The organism is Micromonospora sp. NPDC047670, from assembly GCF_043204915.1.
Taxonomy (GTDB): domain Bacteria; phylum Actinomycetota; class Actinomycetes; order Mycobacteriales; family Micromonosporaceae; genus Micromonospora.
Genome location: NZ_JBIDDA010000002.1, coordinates 266,561 through 287,148 on the forward strand (window position 1 = coordinate 266,561; position 20,588 = coordinate 287,148).

Genomic DNA, 20,588 nt, shown 5'->3' on the forward strand with positions numbered 1-20,588 from the left:
CCCGGGCGGCTCACCCACCGAGCCGCCCGACGCCGCCGATGAAGGCTGCCCGCTCGGCGTCCTCGGCGCTGTCGGCGGTCTCCGGGCGCCACTGCGGCACCCAGACCACGCCGGGGTCGACCAGCTCGAAGCCGTCGAAGAGGGCGGTCAGCTCGCCCCGGCCGCGCATCCACAGCGGACTGTCCGTGCGCCGGTAGACCCGCTCGGCCTCGGCCCGCTCGTCGTCGGCGCGGCCGTCGGCGCTGGTCTGCGAGAGCACCAGGTAGCTGCCCGGCGCGAGCGCCTCGCGCAGCGTGCGCAGCAGCTCGGCCGGCCGGTCGTCGTCGGACACGAAGTGCAGCACCGCCACGATCATCACGGCGATCGGCTGGTCGAAGTCGAGCAGCCGGCGGACCTCGGGGTGGGCGATGATGCGCTCGGGATGGCGCAGGTCCTCCTGCACCACCGCGGCGCGGTCGTTGCCGTCGAGGATCTCCCGGCTGTGCGCCACCGCCACCGGGTCCACGTCGACGTAGACCACCCGGGCGTCGGGGGCGTCGCGCTGGGCGATCTCGTGCACGTTGCCGACGGTCGGGATGCCCGAGCCGATGTCCAGGAACTGCCGGACGCCGGCGTCGAGCAGGAACTGCACCGCCCGGCGGAGGAAGGCCCGGTTGGCCTGCGCCATCAGCGGCGCCTCCGGCACGGCGGCCACCATCGCCTGGGCCGCCGCCCGGTCCACGGCGAAGTTGTGCGAGCCGCCGAGGTAGTAGTCGTACATGCGGGCCACGCTGGGGCGCTCGATGTCGATCTCGTCGGGTGCCCAGTCCGGCCGCTGCATGTGCTCACCCCTCGTCTCGGCGGTGCGGACGCCGTTGCCCGCGCCGGTATTCTGCCGGCTCACCGCCGGGGAGACCATAGCGCGCCGCCTGGAAAGGTGACGACGCCGGTCGATACGACGACAGGCCCGCGCCGGCGTCGGCCGGGCGCGGACCTGTCGGTGGTGCGGCGACGGAGCCGGCGCTCAGAACTTCGGGGCGTCCGGCGCCTCGAGCAGGCCGAGCCGCAGCGCGGTCATCAGCGCCTGCGCCCGGTTGGCCGCGCCCAGCTTCTCGTAGAGCTTCGAGATGTGCGTCTTGGCCGTCGACTCGCTGACGAAGAGCTGCTTGGCGATGCCCGCCACGCTCATCCCGTCGGCGAGCAGCCGCAGCACCTGGCCCTCGCGGGGGGAGAGCTGCGGCCCGGACGGGGCCAGCCGGCGCTTCATCGCCTCGGCCAGATCGGCGGCGGTGAAGGCGCTGGGGGAGGAGGCGGCGTGCCGGGCGGCGGCGACGACCTCGTCGGCCGGCGCGGTCTTGGGCACGAAGGCGCTGGCCCCGGCCTCCAGGGCGCCGAAGAGCTGGTCGTCGCCGGCGTACATGGTGAGCACGACGATGCCCATCGAGGCGCTCGACTTGCGCAGCGCCCGGGTGGCCTCCAGACCGCTGCCGTCGGGCAGCCGCAGATCCATGATCACCACATCCGGCTGCAGCGCACCGGCCTGGCGCACGCCCTCCGCCGCCGTGGCGGCCTCGCCGACGACCTCGAACTGCCGGTCACGCTCGAACGCGTGCCGCAGGCCCTTGCGGATCAGGTCGTGATCGTCGACAAGGAGGACCTTGGTACGGGTGGCCGGTGTCGGACTTGTGGTCATCCTCGGGTTACTCCCCTTCTGCTGCCGCTGCGCTACCGCGCACGTTATCGCGCCGGGGCGAGGAGCCGAGCACCACCGCCACGGTCGTGCCGCTCGGTTGCCGCGGCCTGATCTCCAACCGGCCCCGGATACGTTCCGCCCTCTCGGCCATGATCGCAAGACCGTAGTGCCCGTCCGAGCGCTGGTCAGCGATCCCCTGACCGTCATCCGACACTTCGATCTGGGCGTACGGGGGGTCGACCTCGCAGGTGACCCAGAGATTCGACGCCCCGGCGTGCTTGCGCGCGTTGGTGACCGCCTCCTGGGCGATGCGCAGCAGCTCGGCCTCGGTGGCGGCCGGCAGCCGGGCGGTCGACTCGTCGAGGGACAGGTGCACCCGCAGCCCGCCGGAGGCGCCGACGGTGCGGGCGTACTCGGCAATCGCCGCGGCCAGCCCGCCGTGCCGGTCCACCTCGCTGCGCAGTTCGAACAGGCTCAGCCGCAGCTCGGTGATCACCCGGGTCACCTCGTGCCGCAGCGCGCGCAGGCTCTCGGCGGTCTCCTCGGCGTCGTCGTGCACGGTGGCCAGGGCGTTGTCGATGCCGTAGCCCACCATCACCAGCTCCTGCGCCACCCCGTCGTGGATCTCCCGGGCCAGCCGCTGCCGCTCCTCGTTGGTGGCCAGCGAGCGGACCTCGTCGAAGAGCAGCGCCGCCTCCAGCCGGAGCGCGGCCGGGCGGGTCAGCCCGGTCACCCGGGACACCACCCCGGCCGGGTACGCCTGCGCGGCGTCCGCCTCCAGCACCACCAGACCCACCGTACGCACCCCCGCGACCAGCGGCACGATCAGCGCGGAGACCTCGCCGCCGCGGTGCGACCGGGCCTGCGACCGGGCGGCGGTCTGCGGCTGCTGGCTGGCCCACGCGTCGGCGATGGCCGAATCCGCGTCCAGTGTCGTCTCCCAGTCCACCCGGTCCACGCCCACCTGCGCGAGCACCACGAGCCGCCCGCCGCCGCTGGCCGACAGCACCGCCGCCCGGTCGGCCCGGGCCACCGTGCGCAGCTCCTCCAGCAGGTGCTCGGAGATGCCGCCCGGATCGAGGGTGGCCCCGGGCAGCTGCCGGGCCACCGTGCGCAGCTGGGTCAGCAGCCGGGTCGCCTCGGCGTACGGCTGGGGTTTGCCCTCGTCGCGGACCCGCATCACCCGGTGCAGGGTGCTGGCCGCGTAGAGGCCGAGCCCGGCCAGGATCAGCCACTGGGCGCAGACGGCGAGGTAGCCGAGCTGGGCGATCTGCCGGCCGCCGTCGACCTCGGTGAGCGCGCCGGCGAGCAGCAGGGTGGCCGCGGTGACCGCCAGCAGGGCGGCTCCCTCGGCGAACCGGCGGCGCAGCGCGGTGACCGTCACCGGGACCGCCAGGTAGGGCAGCACCGCGGAGGCGCCCAGCCCGCCGATCTCTCCGCCGATGGTGGCCACGGCGGCGACCTGGCTCGCGGCCAGCCCCAGCACCACCACCTCGGCCACCCGGCTGAGCGGGCCGACCAGCCGGTGCTCGGGCGCCAACAGGGCGGGCAGCCCGGCGGCGGCGAGCAGCGCGACCCACCAGAGCTGGGCGAGGTCGCGCGTGGCGAACAGGGTCAGGACCGCGACCAGCGCCAGCATGACCACGCGCGCCGCGGCGGCGAGGGGATGCGGCTGGGGCGGGGAGGGCGTCGAGGCGGGCACGTGACGGATCGTAGTCAGCGTCGGTAGATATCGGCGATCTCCGCCGCGTACGACTTGTGCACGACCTGGCGCTTGACCTTGAGCGACGGGGTCAGCTCCCCCGTCGCCTCGGTGAAGTCGCGGGGCAGGATCCGGAACACCTTGATCGCCTCGGCCTTGGAGACCGCCTGGTTGGCGGTGTCGATCGCGCCCTGGATCTCGGCCAGCAGGCCCTCGTGCCGGTGCAGCTTCTCGACGGGGGTGTCCGCCGGCAGGCCGGCGGCGGCCAGCCACCGCGGCAGTGCCTCCTCGTCGAGGGTGACCAGCGCGGCGATGAACGGCTGCCGGTCGCCGACCACCACGCACTGGCTGACCAGCGGGTGGGCCCGGACCTGGTCCTCCAGGACGGCCGGGGCGACGTTCTTGCCGCCGGCCGTCACGATGATCTCCTTCTTCCGGCCGGTGATGCTCAGGAAGCCGTCGTCGTCGAGCCGGCCCAGGTCCCCGCTGCGGAACCAGCCGTCCGGGGTGAGCACCTCGGCGGTCGCCTCCTCGTTGCGCCAGTAGCCCCGGAAGACCAGGTCGCCGGAGATCAGGATCTCGCCGTCGTCGTCGATCCGGACCGTCACGCCCGGCAGGGGCCGGCCGACCGAGCCGATCCGGGTGGCGTCGGGGAGGTTCGCGGCGGCGGCGGGGGAGGTCTCGGTCAGGCCGTACCCCTCGCAGACGCTGACGCCGACGCCGCGGAAGAAGTGGCCCAGCCGCGCGCCGAGCGGGGCGCCGCCGGAGATGGCGTCCCGGCACCGGCCGCCCAGCGCCGCGCGCAGCTTGCGGTAGACCAGCTTGTCGAAGAGCGCGTGCTGCGCGCGCAGCGCCAGGCCGGGCCCGCCGGAGGTCTCCAGCGCCTCGCTGTACGCGATGGCGACCCGCTCCGCCCGGGCGAAGATCCTGCCCTTGCCCTCGGCCTCGGCCTTCTGCTTCGCCCCGTTGTAGACCTTCTCGAACACCCGGGGCACCGAGAGCACGAAGGTGGGGCGGAAGTCCTGCAGCTCGGCGACCAGGTTCTTGGTGTCCGAGCAGTGCCGCATGGTGGCCCGCGCGTGGACCATGCCGATCTGGATCAGCCGGGCGAAGGCGTGCGCCAGCGGAAGGAACAGCAGGGTCGACGCGCCCGGCCGGAACAGGTTCGGCAGCACCGGCACCGCGTTGGCGATGTCGGCGTACATGTTCCGGTGGGTGAGCGCGCAGCCCTTGGGGCGGCCGGTGGTGCCGCTGGTGTAGATGATGGTGGCGAGGTCGTCGGCGCCGACGGCGGCGCGCCGCCGCTCGACCTCCGCCGGGTCGACCGTCGCGCCGGCCCGGACCAGCTCGTCCACCCCGTCGAGGTCGATCTGCCAGACCTGCCGCAGCTCCGGCAGCCGGTCGCGCACGCCGGCGACCAGCGTGGCGTGCGCGTTGCTCTCCACCACGCAGGCCACCGCGCCGGAGTCGGCCAGGATCCAGGCGGCCTGCTCGGCGCTGGAGGTCTCGTAGATCGGCACGGTGACCGCGCCGGCCGCCCAGATCGCGTAGTCCAGCAGGGTCCACTCGTAGCGGGTGCGGCTCATCAGGCCGACCCGGTCGCCGGGCTGGACGCCGGCGGCGACGAGCCCCCGGGCCGCCGCGACGACCTCGTCGCGGAACTGCCGGCAGGTGACGTCGGCCCACGCCTGCCCGCCGTCCGCCGCCCGGGCCGGGCGGACGAACTGGACGGCGTCCGGGGCGACCTCGGCGTTGTCCCAGACCGGATCGGTGAGGTTGGCCGCGTCGCCGACGGTGACGATCGGCGGGACGGAGAACTCGCGCACCTGCACTCCCTCGTGCTCACTGGCCGTGCCGGCCGCCACCACGGGTCGGCTCTGTCGAAACCTACCCGCCCCGGCGGGCGGGCCGAAAAGGCAGGTCGCCCCGTGCCCCGCGCCCCCGTGCGGACACGCCCCGCCCCGGGTGCGGGGGCGGCGCGGCGTGGACGGGGCCGCCGCCGGGTAGCCTCCCCCCATGGCGGACTCCTCCACCCAGTCGATCGTCGTCGGCGCGCCACCGGAACGGGTGGCGGCGGTCATCTGCGACTTCCCGAGCTACCCCGAGTGGACCGAAGCGGTGCGGCGGGCGGAGGTGATCGAGGAGTACGAGGACGGCTACGCCAGCCAGGTCCGGTTCGTCATCGACGCCGGGGTGATGGCCGACGAGTACGTGCTGGCCTACGAGTACGCCGAGGACCTCTCCCGGATCGAGTGGCACCTGGTGGCGCCGTCGAAGATGCAGAAGTCCCAGCGCGGCTCGTACGACCTGGTGGCCAACCCGGACGGCACGACGACGGTGACCTACACCCTGGAGGTCGAGCTCTCCGTGGGGATGCTCGGCATGTTCCGCCGCAAGGCCGAGAAAATGATCATGGATACCGCGTTGAAGCAGCTCAAGCGCCGGGTAGAAGCACCCGGTGCGGCGCAGTGACGCGTCCGGCGGCACGGTAGAGGAGCCGACCATGGGTGCAACGGATCCGGGTTCGGCCCGGGAAGAGGCGGAACGGCTGGTCGCCACGCTGCTGGCCGGCGCCCGGCTCGCCGCGGCCGGCTCCGCGACGGGCCCGTGGGGTCCGCTCGGTGGGATCGTGTCGGGTGTCCTCGGTCACAGCGCCGCGCCGGGCGGGACGGCCGGGGCGTCCGGGGGCGGTTTCGCCACCGGCGCGCCCGAATGCTGCGTCTGTCCGGTCTGTCGCGGCATCGCGGCGCTGCGCGACCCGAGTCCCGAATTCGCCGAGCGTCTCGCCACCGGCGCCGGCGACCTCGCCGCCGGGGTGGCGAGCCTGCTGCGCGCCCTCGCCCCGCCGGAGCCCGCCGCCGAGCCGGCCGCCGCGGCGGCGTCGACCGGCTCGCCGGGTGGCGCGGACGACCACGTGTGGCGCGAGGCCACCCGTAGCGGGCATGATTCTCAGCCGGCAGCGGAGCGGGACGTCTGGTCCGCCGCCACCCGGGCGGAGGACGTGGCCGTCCCGGCCGCCGCACCGCCCGTCGACGCCGCCGGGCCGGCCCCCGCGGCGACCGTGCGGACGTCCGCCGACCGTCCCGTGGTGCCCGCCTCGCGGGTGCCCGGTGACGCGGGCGAGCACCCACCAGGCGACGGAGCCTGACCATCGCACATCCCGACCACGCGCCGGTCGCCCGGCGGCGCCGGTGCGGGCAGCACAGCAGAGGGGAGTGGCAGCGGTGACGCTGACCATCGGAGTCGACGTCGGTGGCACGAAGGTGGCCGGTGGGGTCGTGGACGCCGCCGGCACGGTCCTCGTGCAGGCCCGACGGGACACCCCCGCCGACGACGTCGCCAAGACCCGGGACGTCATCATCGAACTGGTCAGCGAGCTGGCCGTCGGGCGGTCGATCGAGGCGGTCGGCATCGGCGCGGCCGGCTGGATCGACGCCAGCCGCTCGACCGTGCTGTTCGCGCCGAACCTCGCCTGGCGCGACGAGCCGCTGCGGGACTACGTCAGCGCCGCGACCGGCCTGCCGGTGATCGTGGAGAACGACGGCAACGTGGCCGCCTGGGCGGAGTTCCGCCACGGCGCGGCCCGCGACGCCGACGACTCGATGGTCATGTTCACCATCGGCACCGGCGTCGGCGGCGGCATCGTGCTCGGCGGGGAACTCCTGCGCGGCGCCAACGGCATCGCCGCCGAGCTGGGCCACATGCTCACCGTGCCCGACGGCCACCAGTGCGGCTGCGGCCGGCTCGGCTGCATCGAGCAGTACGCCAGCGGCAGCGCCCTGGTGCGGTTCGCGCGCGCCGCCGCCCGGCAGGAGCCGCACCGTGCCACGGCCCTGCTGGAGTTGGCCGGCGGTGAGGCCGAGGCGGTCACCGGACCCATGGTCACCACTGCCGCGCAGGGCGGCGACCCGGTCTCCACCGAGGCGTTCGCCCAGGTCGGGCGCTGGCTCGGCACCAGCCTCGCCGACATGGCGCAGATCCTCGACCCGCAGGTCCTCGTCGTCGGCGGCGGCGTGATCGACGCCGGTGACCTGCTGCTCGGCCCGACCCGCCGGTCGTTCACCGACGCCCTCGCCCAGCGCAGCCGGCTGCCGGTGGCCGAGATCCGCCCGGCCGAGCTGGGCAACACCGCCGGTGTCATCGGCGCCGCCGACCTGGCCCGCCGGATCTGAGTGCGGTGCCGGTGACGCGGGAACTGGGCGTGCCGCTGCGCGTCGTGTCGTACAACATCCACAGCCAGCGGGACGACACGGCCGCGCTGGCCGCGGTGGTCCGCGCCGCCCGCCCGGACGTGGTGGTCGTGCAGGAGGGGCCGCGCCGGTTCCGCTGGCGGCAGAAGTCGGCGGCGCTGGCCGAGTCGTTCGGCCTGGTGGTGGCAGCCGGCGGGCTGCCCGCGCTGGGCAACCTGCTGCTGACCAGCCTGCGGGTGCGGGTGGCGGCCACCCGGTGCCGGCGCTTCCCGCTCACCCCGGGCCGGCACCTGCGCGGCGCCGCGTACGCCGAGTGCGTGGTCGCCGGCGGCGCCCGGTTCACCGTGGCCGGGTCGCACCTGTCCACCGACCCGGCGGAGCGGCCCGGGCAGGCCGCGCTCTTCAAGCGTGACCTGGACGCCGCCGCCACGCCGGTCATCGCCGCGGCCGACCTGAACGAGGGGCCGGACGGGCCCGCGTGGGCCACCGTCGCGCGGGGGCTGACCGACGCCGCCGTGGCGATGGACCGGGCCGACCGGCTCACCTACTCCTGCGCGAACCCCCGGCGGCGGATCGACGCCCTCTTCGTCGACCCGCGCATCACGGTGGTCGACTACGACGTGGTCGACACCCCGCAGACCCGCCGGGCCAGCGACCACTTCCCGGTCCTGGTCGACCTGCTGCTGCCGGGGGGCGACTGACCGTCCTCCGCGTCGGGGGCTGGACATCCCGCTCCGATGTGGAGAGGATTCTGCGCGACCCGGCCCTCGCGCCGCACAAAAGGAGATCCCCGGTGTCCACCTCCACCGACCACGGCCGGCCCGACCCGGAGGCGAGCACGCTCGCCCTGACCCGCGACGGCCGGCCGGTCTCCGACCGGGGCGACACCGTCTGCGTCATCGGCGCCGGGGCCAGCGGGCTCGCCGCCATCAAGAACCTCAAGGAGCACGGCTTCGGCGTCGACTGCTACGAGCGGGAGACCGGCGTCGGCGGGGCCTGGAACTGGCGGCACGACCGCAGCCCGGTGTACGCGAGCACGCACCTGATCTCGTCGCGGCCGTTCACCCAGTTCCCCGACTTCCCGATGCCGGACGACTGGCCGGACTACCCGCACCACAGCCAGTTCCTGTCATACCTGGAGCGCTACGCCGACCACTTCGACCTGCGCGCGCACGTCTGGTTCGGCACCGAGGTCGTCCGGGTCGAGCCGGTCGACGGCGACCGCTGGGACGTGACCACCCGCAGCACCGGCGGCTACGGCCCGGAGCGCACCTCCCGCTACGCGGCGGTGGTGGTCGCCAACGGGCACAACTGGTCGCCGAAGCTGCCCCGCTACGAGGGGTTGGAGGAGTTCCGGGGCGAGGTCATGCACGCCTCGTCCTACAAGGACCCGGCGCAGCTGCGCGGCAAGCGGGTGCTCGTCGTCGGCGCCGGCAACACCGGCTGCGACATCGCCGTCGAGGCCGCCCAGCAGGCGTCGCGCTGCTGGCACTCCACCCGCCGGGGCTACTGGTACGCCCCGAAGTACGTCCTGGGCCGCCCGGCCGACCAGGTCAACGACGCGCTGCTGGCGCTGCGGGTGCCGTTGCGGGTGCGGCAGTGGCTCTACCACTGGACGCTGCGGCTGACCGTCGGCGACCTGACCCGGTTCGGCCTGCCGAAGCCCGACCACCGGGTGTACGAGACGCACCCCATCGCCAACAGCCAGCTCGTCTACTACGTGGGCCACGGCGGGATCGCCCCGGTGCCGGACGTCGCCCGCTTCCACCCGTACGCCGTGGAGCTGTCCGACGGCCGGGAGATCGATCCGGAGCTGGTCGTCTTCGCCACCGGTTACCTGCCGCGCTTCGAGTTCCTCGACCCCAAGGTGCTCGGCGACGACGGCGGGACGGGCCGGCCCACGCTCTGGCTCAACGCCTTCGCCCCCGGCCACCCGACGCTGGCCGTCGCCGGCCTGGTGCAGCCGGACTCGGGCATGTTCCCCCTGTCGCACTGGCAGACGGTGCTCTTCGCCCGGCTGCTGCGGCTGCGCCTGACCCGTCCCGACCGGGCGGCGGCCTTCGCCGCCAGGGTCGCGGCGAAGGCGGGGGAGCGCTACTCCGGGCCCGTCAAGGACAGCAGCCGGCACTGGTTCGAGGTGGGCCACGCCGACTACCTGCGCGCCGTCCAACGCGCGCTCCACGACCTGGAGGACAAGTGAAGGTGCGGGTCATGCGGGGGCGGGAGTGGGCCCGCCCGGTCCGCCCGGTCCGGCGTGAGGTGCTCGGCGTGGCCCCCGAGCTGGAGGAGGGGCGCCCGCCGCTGCTCTTCGTGCCGGGCTTCGGGCACGGCGCCTGGGCGTTCGCCGAGCACTGGCTCGGCCACGCCGCGTCCCGGGGCTTCCCGGCGTACGCGCTGAGCCTGCGCGGGCACGGCGGCAGCGGTCCGGCGCCGGAGGCGACGCTGCGGGCGTACGCCCACGACGTGGCCCAGGTGGCGGCGGGCCTGCCGCGCCAGGCGGTGCTGGTGGGGCACGGCGCGGGGGCCCTGGTGGTCACGCACGCGCTGGCCCGTTACCCGGCCCGGGCCGGGGTGCTGGTCGCGCCGGTGCTCGGCGGCTGGGCGACGTTCGGCGCCGCGCTGCGCCGCAACCCGCTCGGCACGCTGCCGGCGGTGTTCGGCGGGCCGCTGCGGCTGCACCGTCGCCAGTTGTTCAGCCGGGAGCTGCCGGAGGCCGAGGCCCGGCGGCACGCCTCCCGGCTCGGCCGGGCCGGCCGGCGGGCGCAGTGGCAGCTACTGACCGGACGGGCCGCGGAGCCCGCCGTGGGCGACCCGCCGGTGCTGGTGCTGGGCAGCCCGGACGACCGGGTGGTGCCGGCGGCGGCGCTGACCCGGGCGGCCCGGCGGTACGGCTCGGCTCCGCTGCTCTTCCCCGGGATGGGGCACGACATGATGCTCGACGCCCGGTGGCGGGAGCCGGTCGACGCGATCCTGGACTGGCTGGAGAAGGATCCGGCGGCGCCCGGCCGACCCTGACCCCGGCGTCAGCCGGCGGCGCCCAGCCGGGTCAGCAGCGAGCCGCTCTCGTCGAGGGTGGAGAGGTAGGAGCGGGCCCAGGCCCGGATGTCGTGCCGGTGCAGGTGTGCCCGCATGGCCCGCATCCGCGCGCCGACGTCGTCGGGGCTGGCCCGCAGCGCCGAGAGCAGCCCCTGCTTGAGCCCCTCCAGGTCGTGCGGGTTGACCAGGTACGCCTGCGGCAGCTCGGCGGCGGCGCCGGCGAACTCGCTGAGCAGCAGGGCGCCCGTGTCGTCCACCCGGGCGGCGACGTACTCCTTCGCGACGAGGTTCATGCCGTCCCGCAGCGGGGTCACCGCCATCACGTCGGCGACCCGGTAGAGGGCGGCCAGTTCGGCGCGGTCGAACGGCTGGGTCAGGTAGTGAATCGCCGGCTCGCCGACCCGGCCGAACTCGCCGTTGATCCGCCCGACCTCGCGCTCCACCCGTTCGCGGAGGATCTGGTACTGCCCGACCCGTTCCCGGGTCGGCACGGCCACCTGCACCAGCACGGTGTCGCGCACCTTGACGTGCCCGGCGGCGAGCAGCTCGCTGTACGCCTTGAGCCGCTGCTCGATGCCCTTGGTGTAGTCCATCCGGTCGACGCTGAGGATCACCTGCTCGGGGCTGCCGAGGTCGTGGCGCAGCCGGCGGGCCCGGTCGGCCACGTCCGGCCGGGCGGCGAGCGCGGCCATCTCGGTGGTGTCGATGGAGACGGGGAAGGCGCCGATCCGGACCACCCGGTCGTCGACGGCGATCCGGCGGTCGGTGGCGGGGAGTTCGAGCACCTTGGCCACGAGTTGGGCGAAGTTGTGCGCGGCCTGGGCCCGCTGGAAGCCCACGAGGTCGGCGCCGAGCATGCCGCGCAGCAGCTCGGCGCGGCGGGGCAGCTGCATGAAGAGCTCGGGGGGCGGGAACGGCACGTGCAGGAAGAAGCCGATGCGCAGGTCCGGCCGGAGCGCCCGGAGCAGGCCGGGCACCAGTTGCAGGTGGTAGTCCTGCACCCAGACGACCGCGCCGGGCTCGGCCACCTGGGCGGTCGCCTCGGCGAACCGCTGGTTGACCCGCTGGTACGCCTCCCACCAGCGCCGGTGGTGCTGCGGTTGCTCGACGGAGTCGTGGTAGAGCGGCCAGAGGGTGGCGTTGGCGAAGCCCTCGTAGTGGTCGCGCAGGTCGTCGCCGCTGAGCGGCACGGTGTGCATGCGGACCCCGTCGACGTCGGGCACGTCGGGCGCCGGCCCGGTGCCGCCGGCCCAGCCCACCCAGGTCGCCGGGGTGTGTCGCAGCAGGGGGTGCAGGGCGCTGACCAGGCCGCCGGGGCTCCGGCGCCATTCGCACGCGCCGTCGGGGGCCGCACCGTCGTCGATGGGCAGGCGGTTGGCGACCACTACGAGGGAACTCTGTCGCATATCGGGCATTCCGATCGCAGGGGGGTTGACCGCCGCGAGCGAGGAACAACCGGGCAGTCAGGGAGGGGAGTGACGGACAGCGGTATTCCTACTGACAGTAAGTTACACCACTGTTACGCCTGCGGCGTGGGGCGGCGCTCGTCCCGAGATGCGGGCACCGCGCGCCCGCGACCCGAGCCGGTATCGAGGGGAGCGTACGCCGGGGCCTCCGGGCCGGGGCGTCGGTCAGACGACCGCGCCGTCGTCCGGGTCGTGGTCCTCGTCGCCGCCGGGGCGCAGCCGCCAGATCAGCGCGACGAACCCGGCGAGGATGCCGGTGAAGCCGAACAGGTTCACCACCGAGGGGTCGGCGACCGGGAAGACCGACGGGAACAGGAACAGCACGAAGCCGACCACGATCGCCAGCACGCCGACCACCGTGTACTTGGAGAAGCGCGGCAGGGGCGGGGGCGGCGGCGGGGTGTAGCGCTCGTCGTCCGCCTCGTCGTCGGGCAGGTCCGCGCCGAAGGTGTCCAGCCCGTCCAGCAGCGACGGCTCGTCCTGACGGGCCCGGCCGACGGAGATCCCCGAGATGTCCGCGGCGTACGGCAGCCGCCGCACGTCGGTCGCGGTCGGCCCGGACGGCTCGTCCGGCGCGCCGAGGGTCACCGGGCCCGGGGCCGGCCCCGGCGGGTCGTCCACGTCCTCCGCGGCGGGCCACGGGTTGTCGCCCGGCGCGGGGGTGGTGTGGAATCCGGCGACGATCCGCGCCCACTCGGCGTCGATGTCCGGCTCGGCGTCGCGGGGCCGCTCGGTGGCCGTCTCGTCGGCGAGCTGGGTCAGGTAGTCCCGGGCGGTGGTCAGGTGCGAGCGGTCGACGTAGAGCCGGTCGACGGGGCGGGCGGGGACGGTGGTGGTGCGGGTCACCGGGTTCAGGTCGGCCGAGGGTTGCAGGTAGGCGGCGATCCCGCCGGCGGCGAGGACGTCGAGGAGGTGTTCGCCGACGCGCGGATCCACGTCGCCGGCGACGGCGTACTCGCTCGCGTCGAGCCCGTTGTCCCGCCGTCCCCGGCGGGCACCACCCGCTGACACCGGACATCCTCCTCATCACGCGCCCGCGGCGCGGTCGCCTGAGCCCCCTCGGCGCCGCCCCGGGCGCCGTGCCTTGAATCGTGACACGTCGGGACCCGGTTCCGGGAGTGCCTTGTGGCGCGGCGTACGAAGTCAGCGCCCTGCCGCAGGTCGGGACCGAGGGCCCTATGTCCGTTCTTGCTGCATGCTGGCCAACCGGGCCCGGTCGGCCGCCCGGTCAGCCCCGGTCAGCCCCGGTCGGGTCGGCGCCCGGCCGCTCCCGTACGCCACCACGACGAGCGGCGACCGGTCCCGGGCGTCCGGCTCGGCCGGCGTCCGGCTCACGTACCTCCGGGTGGTGGTGACGGGGCCGATGTGCGGCGCCGCGAGCGCTGGAGCAGCGCCCGGAACGTCCCGCCGGTCGGGCCCGGCGTCCGGGATGGACCCTGCCGTGGCGGGCCGGGAGCCCGTTGTGGCGGCAGGCATCGGGTTCGTAGGCTCATCGCACGACCGCGACCGCGGTGGCGTCGCGACCACTCTGGGAAAGGACGCCGGTGCTGTACTGGCTGATGAAGTACGTCCTCCTCGGCCCGCTGCTGAGGCTGGTCTTCCGCCCGCAGGTCGAGGGCTTGCACCACGTGCCCGACACCGGCCCGGTGATCCTCGCCAGCAACCACCTGTCGTTCTCCGACTCGATCTTCACGCCACTGATCGTGAAGCGGCGGGTGACGTTCATCGCCAAGGCGGAGTACTTCACCGGCAAGGGCGTCAAGGGCTGGCTGACGAAGATGTTCTTCGTCGGCTCCGGCACCATTCCGGTCGACCGCTCGGGCGGCCGGGCGGCGAGGGCGGCGCTGGACACCCAACTGCGGGTGCTCCGCGCCGGCGGCATCGCCGGCATCTACCCCGAGGGCACCCGCTCGCCCGACGGCCGGCTCTACCGCGGCAAGACCGGCGTCGCCCGGCTGGCCCTGGAGAGCGGCGCCCCCGTGGTGCCGATGGCGATGCTCAACGCCGACGAGATCCAGCCGCCGGGCAAGCTGATCCCGAAGATCGCCCGGGTGCGGATCCGGTTCGGCGCGCCGCTCGACTTCTCGCGCTACGCGGGGATGGCCGGTGACCGGTTCGTCGAGCGCGCGGTGACCGACGAGATCATGTACGAGGTGATGGAACTCTCCGGCCGCGAGTACGTCGACATGTACGCCCAGAAGGCCAAGAGCCCGGCCGCCGCCCCCCGCGAGCCGGTCGCCGCCTGACGGCGGGCGGTAGCCGACGGGCGCGGGTCAGGAGGCCAGGGCGCGGTCGGCGGGGGTGGCCGGGGGGCGGGCCAGGTCCAGCAGGCCGGGCGCGTCGTTGCGCACCGCGAAGGCGCGCAGCTCGGCCAGCTCCGGGCGCCCGGCCGTCGGCTCGCCGGCCCGCTCCAGCTCCACCGCCGCGAAGGTGAGCGCCAGCATCCGGTCGGTGACGTCCGGGATGCCGGCGTAGATCTCGGCGCCCGCCAGGTGCAGCTCGGCGGCCCGCCGGTGGTCGCCGCCCGCGGCGGCGAGCGCCCCGGTCACCGTCCGCAGCGCCGCCTCGGACCAGGGCGTACGGTGGCCCACCCGGTCCAGCATCGCGCGCACGCGGGCGGCCGCGTCGCGCCCGGCGAGGCTGGCCGCGTACCCGGCCGCCGCGATCCACTCGCCGCTGGCCAGGGCGGGCACCGCCGACCAGGAGGCGGCCAGCTCGTCGATCAGCGCCGCCGCCTCGTCCCGGCGCCCCTGCAGGGCCCGGCAGAGCGCACCCATCGCCAGCATGGTCCAGTGCAGGCGGTGGAAGCCGCTGCGCCGCGCGGCGTCCAGGGCGGCCGCGACGTCGTCGGCGGGCGCGTCGTCGGCGGGTTCGGCCGGGGCGGCCGCCGGCGGCACCGGCTGGCCCCGCAGCACCAGCAGGCAGGAGCGCAGGCCACGGACCTGCATGTCCCAGCTGCCCGTGGGGGTGTCGACGAACGCCTCGGCGGCGCTCAACAGCCGGTCGAAGTCGCCGTCGAACCAGGCGCGCATCGCCTCCGCCGAATAGCTGGTGGTCAGCGTCTGCCCGCTGGCCGTACGCGCCGGCGACGACGAGAGCAGGGCGTCGGAGCGCAGCCAGTCGCCCTCCTCCCGGACGGCGTAGGCCAGGTTCTGGATGGCCCGGGGCAGGGCGATCAGCTGGCCGGCGCGGCTGACCTCGACGATCGTGTGCAGCTCGTCCAGCCCCGACCGGTCGCCCGCCTGGTAGCGGGCGGTGGCCGAGGTGATCCGGGCGTTGGTGCGGGTCTCCGTCAACCCCAGCCGCTCGCCGATCTCCGCCGCCCGCTCCGCCGCGGCGACCGCCGGGTCCCGCTCGTAGTTGAGCATGTGCAGCCGGCCCAGCTCGGCGTAGGCGTCCGCCTTCTGCGGGCTGTCGGGCAACGGGGCGAAGAGCTGGACGGCCCGGTCCAGGCAGGCCAGCGCGGCGGCCCGGTCGGCGCGCAGCCACGCGGCCTGGCCGAGCAGCGTCCAGGCGCGCGCCGCGCAGGCGTCGTCGCCGTGCGACAGCAGCCTCTCGGCGAGCGCCTGCACCTGCTCGGAACCGCCGCCGGAGAGGAAGGCGTTGCCGTCGCGGTAGAACGAGATCTCCGTGCTGAGCAGCTCCAACTGGAGGCGGCCGACCGGGTCGGACTCGTCGGCCAGCCCGAGCGCCCGGCCCGCGTGGCTCGCCGCGACGTCGAGGCTGTGCAGCGCGTACGCCCGCCGGGCCGCCCGGTGCAGCGCGGCGCGGGCGGCGCCGGCGTACCGGGAGGTGTCCGTGCCCAGCGTCCGGGCGATCTCGTGCGCCGCCCAGCGGTGGTGGGCCAGCACCTCCGCCAGGTCGGTGTCCCGACTCTGCGACAGCGTGTCCAGCCACTCCGCCGTCCGCTCGTGCCGCGCCACCCGCTCGGTGCGGGGCAGTCGCTGATAGCACACGTCGCGCACCAGCACGTGCCGGAAGCGGTACTCCGGCTGCCCCGCCATGGTGGAGGCGGCCTGCTCGTGCACGAAGTCGCGCTGCTCCAGCCGGCGCAGCGCGCGCTCCACCGACTCGACGGGCTGGCCCAGCGCGGCGGCCACCGCGCCCGGCCAGAACTGCACGCCGACCACGGCGGCGGCCAGCAGCACCGTGCGCTCCTTGGCGTCGAGCAGGTCGATCCGGTTGGCGATGACGGCGTGCACGCTCTCGGGCATGGGCAGGTCGAGGTGCTTCTCCAGCGACCAGCCCCGCCCGGACTGGCGCAGCGCGCCCTGCTCGATGAGCATCCGGACGTACTCGTGGGCGTAGAGCGGGTTGCCGCCGGCCACCTCCACCAGCGGCGTCAGCATGTCGGCGGAGAAGGCCGCCTGACCGAACATGTGGGCGTAGAGCGACGCGATGCCCGTGTCCCGCAGCGGCGGCAGGGTGATGGTCACCGAGCCGGTGATCGTCCCCGCCCAGCTCGGGTCCCGGTCGACGAGTTCCGGCCGGGCGGTGCAGAGCAGCAGCAGCGGCACGTCGCGGGCGGCGGCGCCGAGCAGCTCCACGAAGCGCAGCATCGCGTCGTCGGCCCAGTGCAGGTCCTCGAAGACGAGCACGGTCGGCCGGCGCGCGGCCAGCGCCAGCAGGAAGCGCCGCCACGCCGACTCGGTCTCCTCGGCCGGCAGCGGGGTCCCCGGCAGGCCGACCAGCGGCCGCAGCGCGTCCACGAGGCGTTCCCGCTCGCCGGGGCCGACCAGCTCTCCGACGGCCGAGGCGAGCCGCTGGGCGGCGGTGGACGCCGGGTCCGTGTCCAGGATGCCGGCCTCGGCCTTGACGATGTCGGCCAGCGCCGCGAACGTCACGTTCTCGCCGAACGGCGGGCACCGCCCGGTACGCCAGGTCAGCGGCTCGTCGACCAGCCGGTCCACGTGCCGGTACAGCTCGCGTACCAGCCGGCTCTTGCCGAGCCCGGCGCGGCCGAAGACGGTCACCACCTGGGGGCGCCGGTCGCGCAGCGACCGGTGCAGGGCGTTGACCAGCATCCCCAGCTCGTGTTCCCGGTCGATCAGCGGCGTGGTGTCCGGCTGCCGGTCGGTGGGCTGCCGGCGGACCGGGGAGAGGGCCAGCCACACCTCGGTCGTGGTCGACCGCCCGCGCAGCATGACCGGCGGCTGCTCCGAGTAGCGGATGGTGTCCCGGGTGAGCGCGTAGGTGGTGCCGCAGACCAGCACCCCGCCGGGCGGCGCGACGGACTGCATCCGGGAGGCCGTGTTGACCACGTCGCCGGCCACGATCGCCTGACCCCCGTCGCGGGCGGCGGCCACGTCGACCAGCGCCTCCCCGGTGGCCACGCCGACCCGGAAGCGCAGCGCGTCCGCGCCGGTGGGGGTGAACCGGGTCAGCACCCGTTGCAGCTCCAGGCCGGCCCGGACGCAGCGCAGCGCGTCGGTCTCGGTCGCCACCGGCGCCCCGAACAGGGCCATCACCGCGTCGCCGATGTACTTCTCCACCACGCCGCCGTACTGCCCGACGACCCGGCGGGCGGCCGAGAAGAACCCGGTCTGCATGCCCCGGACCAGCTCCGGGTCGGCCCGCTCGACGTACGGCGTGAAGTCGATCAGGTCGACGAAGAGCACGCTGACCCGGCGGCGGTCCTCCTGCGGGGTGGCCGCCCGCCGGTCGGTGCCCGGTCGGGGCGCGCCGCAGGAGGTGCAGAACGCCACGTCCCGGGCGAGCGGACGGAGGCAGTGCGGACACACCGCGCCGAGCTCGTTGCCGCAGCCGCCGCAGAAGCGGTCGCCGGCGGCGGCCGTGCGTCCACAGCGGTCACACTGCGTGGCGATGACACCCTCCACTGGCGGTTCCACCGGCACCGGGATCGGTGCCGTTCGGTGCCAGTATCGCCGCCGGGCCCAGCTGTCGGGTACCGGGCTGTTGGCTTGTGGACAGTCCACCGGCCGGTCCTGCGGCTACAGTCAGGCGGCTGATTTGCCGACCAACGACCACAGGGGGACGCCCGATGGTGTACGTGATGCTGCAGAGCGACTGGACCGACAGCAACGGGGTGAGCCACTTCGCGGGTGACTCCGTCGACGTGGACGCCGCCACGCTGGCGACGCTCCAGGCGCAGGGGATCGTCAGCGAGCAGTCCGGCGGCGGCAGCAAGGACGGCACCGAGTGGGCCGGGCCGGGCAGCACGACCAACTGGGCCGGCCCGGGCAGCGCCACGCCCTGACCACGCCTGACGGGAAGAGGCCGGAGCAGCCGCTCCGGCCTCTTCCGCGTGGACGGCGGGGTGAGCCGGGGTGGGTACGCCTCAGCGGTCGCTCATGCCGGCGCGGCGGCGCAGCGCCGCCACGTCGGTGACCACGATCCGGCGGCCCTCGGTGCGCAGCCAGCCGCGGTTGGCGAACGAGCCGATCGCCTGGTTGACGCTCTGCCGCGAGCCGCCGGCCATCTCGGCGAGCTGGCTCTGGTTGAGCTCGATCGTGATCATCGGGGCCTGGCTCTCGCCGGCCAGCCGCACCAGGGTCTTGGCGACCCGGCCGGGCAGGTCCAGGAAGACGTGGTCGGCGTTCTGCTCGGTGAGCCGCCGGATCAGCCCGCCCAGCGAGCGCATCACCGCGTCGAGGATGCGCGGGTTGGAGTGCACCAGCTCCATGAATGCGCCCCGGGAGAGCGCGAGCGCCGCGCAGTCCTCGATCGCCTCGGCCGAGGCGGAGCGGGTGGACGCGTCGAGCAGGGAGACCTCGCCCAGCACGTCGGGCGGACGGATGACCGACAGCACCGCGCGCTCGCCGGTCGGCGCGGTGCGGAAGACCGCCACCGCGCCCCGGCGCAGCACGATCAGCGACTCGCCGGGGTCGTTCTCCACGAAGAGGAGCTGACCCTTGCGGTACGTCCGGGGGACCGCCGCCGCGATGACCCGTTGCCGGACCTCCGGTTCGAGCCCGGCGAACATCTCGACACCCGTGAGCGCGTCACCCGGCTCCGGCAGGCGCATCTCCACGGCCCAACCCCTCCCCGGTCAAGGACCACAACTCGCTCACCGGGTGAACCTGAAGGCCCTCGACGAGGTGAACTGACACCGGTTCGGCGTCCGGTAGCGGTACACATCAGATCATGACGGTCCTGTCGCTTGCTGTACACCCCTCAAATCACTTCCGTGACACTCCCGAGCTGCGGCGACCGGCATCGTGGGAGGCGGATCCGGTTCCCGGGCGGGACCGCCGGGGGGCGGGGGCGGATCCGGCCGCACCGGTGAGCACGGTCGGCGGACGCGGGGGGCGGGACCACCCTCGCGCCCGCCGGCCGGCGCGCGCCGGTGCCGCCGGCGACCGGGCGCGGCAACCCCGGTCGCCGGCACACGACCGACGTGGGCGAGGATGGCGGTGATGGTCTACCGCTACTTCTACGACTGCGAGTTCATCGAGGACGGCCGCGTCGTCGACCTCGTGTCGATCGGCGTCGTCGACGAGTACGGCCGTGAGTTCTACGCCGTCTCGACCGAGTTCGACGACTCGCGGGCCGTGCCCTGGGTGCGCCGCAACGTGCTCGACAAGCTGCCGTCCCCGGCCGACCGCGCCTGGCGCTCCCGGGAGCGCATCCGCGACGAGCTCTACGACTTCCTCGTCGAGCCGGTCAGGGACCGCCCGGGTGAGCAGTTGGAGCTCTGGGCCTGGTACGCCGCGTACGACCACGTCGTGCTCGCGCAGCTGTGGGGGGCGATGCCGGCGCTGCCCCGGGAGATCCCCCGGTTCACCAAGGAGCTGCGCCAGCTCTGGGACGACCGGGGCCGGCCGCCGCTGCCGGACGCCGCGTCGGCCCGGCACGACGCGTTGGTCGACGCCCGGCACAACCTGGCGCGCTGGCGGGCGATGACCGGTTAGTAGGTTTGGTCGGTTCTGTCCCGGGCACCGGTGCGCAAGCGAGCCGATGCGAGGGAGTGGTCCCATGAGCAACGAACCGAGCAGCGCCGCCGACGCCCGACGCCGGGTCACCGAGCTGGTCCGGGAGGCGCGGATCTGCATGCTGACCACGATCGGCGTGGACGGCCGCATGGTGAGCCGCCCGATGGGCCTGCAGGAGGCGGAGTTCGACGGCGACCTGTGGTTCTTCGCGTACGCCGACTCCGCCAAGGTCCGGCAGATCCGGGTGAACCCGGAGGTCAACGTCTCCTTCTCCGACTCCAGGCGCGACGCCTGGGTCTCGATCGCCGGGACCGCCCGGGAGGGCTACGACCGGGCCAAGGCCGAGCAGCTGTGGACCCCGCTGCTCGAGGCATGGTTCCCGGACGGGCCGGACACCCCCGGCATCACGCTGCTCAAGGTGCGCGCCAGCTCGGCCGAGTACTGGGACTCGCCGTCCAGCACCATGGTCCAGCTGTTCGGCTACGCCAGGGCCGCGGTGACCGGGAAGCCGCCGAGGGCGGGGGAGAACCGCGAGGTCAGCTACTGACCGGTAGGCCGACCGACCGGTGGGACCGGCCGGGGCGCGGTGCCGGCGCACACCTTCGGCGACTACAGTGCGCACTGACGGCC

General features: G+C 74.6%; 18 protein-coding genes. 10 read left to right on the forward strand and 8 right to left on the reverse strand.

Going from position 1 to position 20,588, the window contains the following annotated elements; genetic code table 11:
• Window positions 1-10 precede the first annotated feature (10 nt).
• The 4 genes from ACGF7U_RS05840 to ACGF7U_RS05855 all read right to left on the reverse strand — a co-directional run bounded on the left by ACGF7U_RS05840 (window position 11) and on the right by ACGF7U_RS05855 (window position 5,200).
• On the reverse strand, window positions 11-820 hold the full coding sequence (locus ACGF7U_RS05840) for an SAM-dependent methyltransferase (RefSeq protein WP_393104129.1): 810 nt from the start codon (window positions 818-820) through the stop codon (window positions 11-13).
• 183 nt (window positions 821-1,003) lie between these two features.
• Window positions 1,004-1,672: a response regulator transcription factor gene (locus ACGF7U_RS05845; protein ID WP_007072219.1), complete on the reverse strand. Its 669-nt coding sequence runs from the start codon at window positions 1,670-1,672 to the stop codon at window positions 1,004-1,006.
• A gap of 7 nt (window positions 1,673-1,679) precedes the next feature.
• Entirely contained in the window at window positions 1,680-3,374 is a 1,695-nt protein-coding gene (locus ACGF7U_RS05850) for a GAF domain-containing sensor histidine kinase (protein ID WP_393103371.1), read from the reverse strand.
• A gap of 14 nt (window positions 3,375-3,388) precedes the next feature.
• Window positions 3,389-5,200: an AMP-dependent synthetase/ligase gene (locus ACGF7U_RS05855; protein ID WP_393103373.1), complete on the reverse strand. Its 1,812-nt coding sequence runs from the start codon at window positions 5,198-5,200 to the stop codon at window positions 3,389-3,391.
• Window positions 5,201-5,390: 190 nt separating this feature from the next.
• Between ACGF7U_RS05855 and ACGF7U_RS05860 the strand changes: the two genes are divergently transcribed.
• The 6 genes from ACGF7U_RS05860 (at window position 5,391) to ACGF7U_RS05885 (ending at window position 10,579) form a co-directional block, all read left to right on the forward strand.
• Complete coding sequence (locus ACGF7U_RS05860) at window positions 5,391-5,846, forward strand: SRPBCC family protein (protein ID WP_393103375.1); 456 nt, start codon at window positions 5,391-5,393, stop codon at window positions 5,844-5,846.
• Window positions 5,847-5,877: 31 nt separating this feature from the next.
• A complete protein-coding gene (locus tag ACGF7U_RS05865) occupies window positions 5,878-6,522 on the forward strand; it encodes a hypothetical protein (protein WP_393103377.1) in 645 nt (214 codons plus the stop codon).
• A gap of 76 nt (window positions 6,523-6,598) precedes the next feature.
• Window positions 6,599-7,546 (forward strand): ROK family glucokinase, encoded by a 948-nt coding sequence (locus ACGF7U_RS05870; RefSeq protein ID WP_393103379.1) that lies wholly within the window; start codon window positions 6,599-6,601, stop codon window positions 7,544-7,546.
• An 11-nt stretch (window positions 7,547-7,557) separates the two neighbouring features.
• Window positions 7,558-8,265 (forward strand): endonuclease/exonuclease/phosphatase family protein, encoded by a 708-nt coding sequence (locus ACGF7U_RS05875; protein WP_393103381.1) that lies wholly within the window; start codon window positions 7,558-7,560, stop codon window positions 8,263-8,265.
• A gap of 92 nt (window positions 8,266-8,357) precedes the next feature.
• Entirely contained in the window at window positions 8,358-9,764 is a 1,407-nt protein-coding gene (locus tag ACGF7U_RS05880) for a flavin-containing monooxygenase (RefSeq protein ID WP_393103383.1), read from the forward strand.
• A gap of 11 nt (window positions 9,765-9,775) precedes the next feature.
• Complete coding sequence (locus ACGF7U_RS05885; RefSeq protein WP_393103385.1) at window positions 9,776-10,579, forward strand: alpha/beta hydrolase; 804 nt, start codon at window positions 9,776-9,778, stop codon at window positions 10,577-10,579.
• 8 nt (window positions 10,580-10,587) lie between these two features.
• Here ACGF7U_RS05885 and ACGF7U_RS05890 read toward each other — a convergent pair whose 3' ends face one another.
• The gene (locus ACGF7U_RS05890; RefSeq protein ID WP_393103387.1) at window positions 10,588-12,006 is read right to left on the reverse strand and encodes a trehalose-6-phosphate synthase; all 1,419 of its coding nucleotides are present in this window, start codon (window positions 12,004-12,006) and stop codon (window positions 10,588-10,590) included.
• Between the two features lie 225 nt (window positions 12,007-12,231).
• The gene (locus ACGF7U_RS05895) at window positions 12,232-13,077 is read right to left on the reverse strand and encodes a DUF308 domain-containing protein (RefSeq protein ID WP_393103389.1); all 846 of its coding nucleotides are present in this window, start codon (window positions 13,075-13,077) and stop codon (window positions 12,232-12,234) included.
• Between the two features lie 533 nt (window positions 13,078-13,610).
• On the opposite strand from ACGF7U_RS05895, the gene ACGF7U_RS05900 reads away from it, so the two are divergent.
• Window positions 13,611-14,312 carry a lysophospholipid acyltransferase family protein gene (locus ACGF7U_RS05900; RefSeq protein ID WP_393103391.1) on the forward strand — a complete coding sequence of 234 codons (702 nt, stop codon included), beginning with the start codon at window positions 13,611-13,613 and terminating at the stop codon, window positions 14,310-14,312.
• Window positions 14,313-14,339: 27 nt separating this feature from the next.
• Here ACGF7U_RS05900 and ACGF7U_RS05905 read toward each other — a convergent pair whose 3' ends face one another.
• Window positions 14,340-17,903 (reverse strand): ATP-binding protein, encoded by a 3,564-nt coding sequence (locus ACGF7U_RS05905; RefSeq protein WP_393103393.1) that lies wholly within the window; start codon window positions 17,901-17,903, stop codon window positions 14,340-14,342.
• 164 nt (window positions 17,904-18,067) lie between these two features.
• Here ACGF7U_RS05905 and ACGF7U_RS05910 point away from each other — a divergent pair, with 164 nt between their 5' ends.
• Window positions 18,068-18,283 carry a hypothetical protein gene (locus ACGF7U_RS05910; protein ID WP_357693205.1) on the forward strand — a complete coding sequence of 72 codons (216 nt, stop codon included), beginning with the start codon at window positions 18,068-18,070 and terminating at the stop codon, window positions 18,281-18,283.
• 81 nt (window positions 18,284-18,364) lie between these two features.
• Here the strand turns inward: ACGF7U_RS05910 and ACGF7U_RS05915 are convergent, their stop codons facing one another.
• The gene (locus ACGF7U_RS05915) at window positions 18,365-19,057 is read right to left on the reverse strand and encodes a Crp/Fnr family transcriptional regulator (protein ID WP_091104723.1); all 693 of its coding nucleotides are present in this window, start codon (window positions 19,055-19,057) and stop codon (window positions 18,365-18,367) included.
• Window positions 19,058-19,442: 385 nt separating this feature from the next.
• Here ACGF7U_RS05915 and ACGF7U_RS05920 point away from each other — a divergent pair, with 385 nt between their 5' ends.
• Window positions 19,443-19,937: a polyadenylate-specific 3'-exoribonuclease AS gene (locus ACGF7U_RS05920; protein WP_393104131.1), complete on the forward strand. Its 495-nt coding sequence runs from the start codon at window positions 19,443-19,445 to the stop codon at window positions 19,935-19,937.
• A gap of 64 nt (window positions 19,938-20,001) precedes the next feature.
• Complete coding sequence (locus ACGF7U_RS05925; RefSeq protein WP_393103395.1) at window positions 20,002-20,505, forward strand: pyridoxamine 5'-phosphate oxidase family protein; 504 nt, start codon at window positions 20,002-20,004, stop codon at window positions 20,503-20,505.
• Window positions 20,506-20,588: the final 83 nt, after the last annotated feature.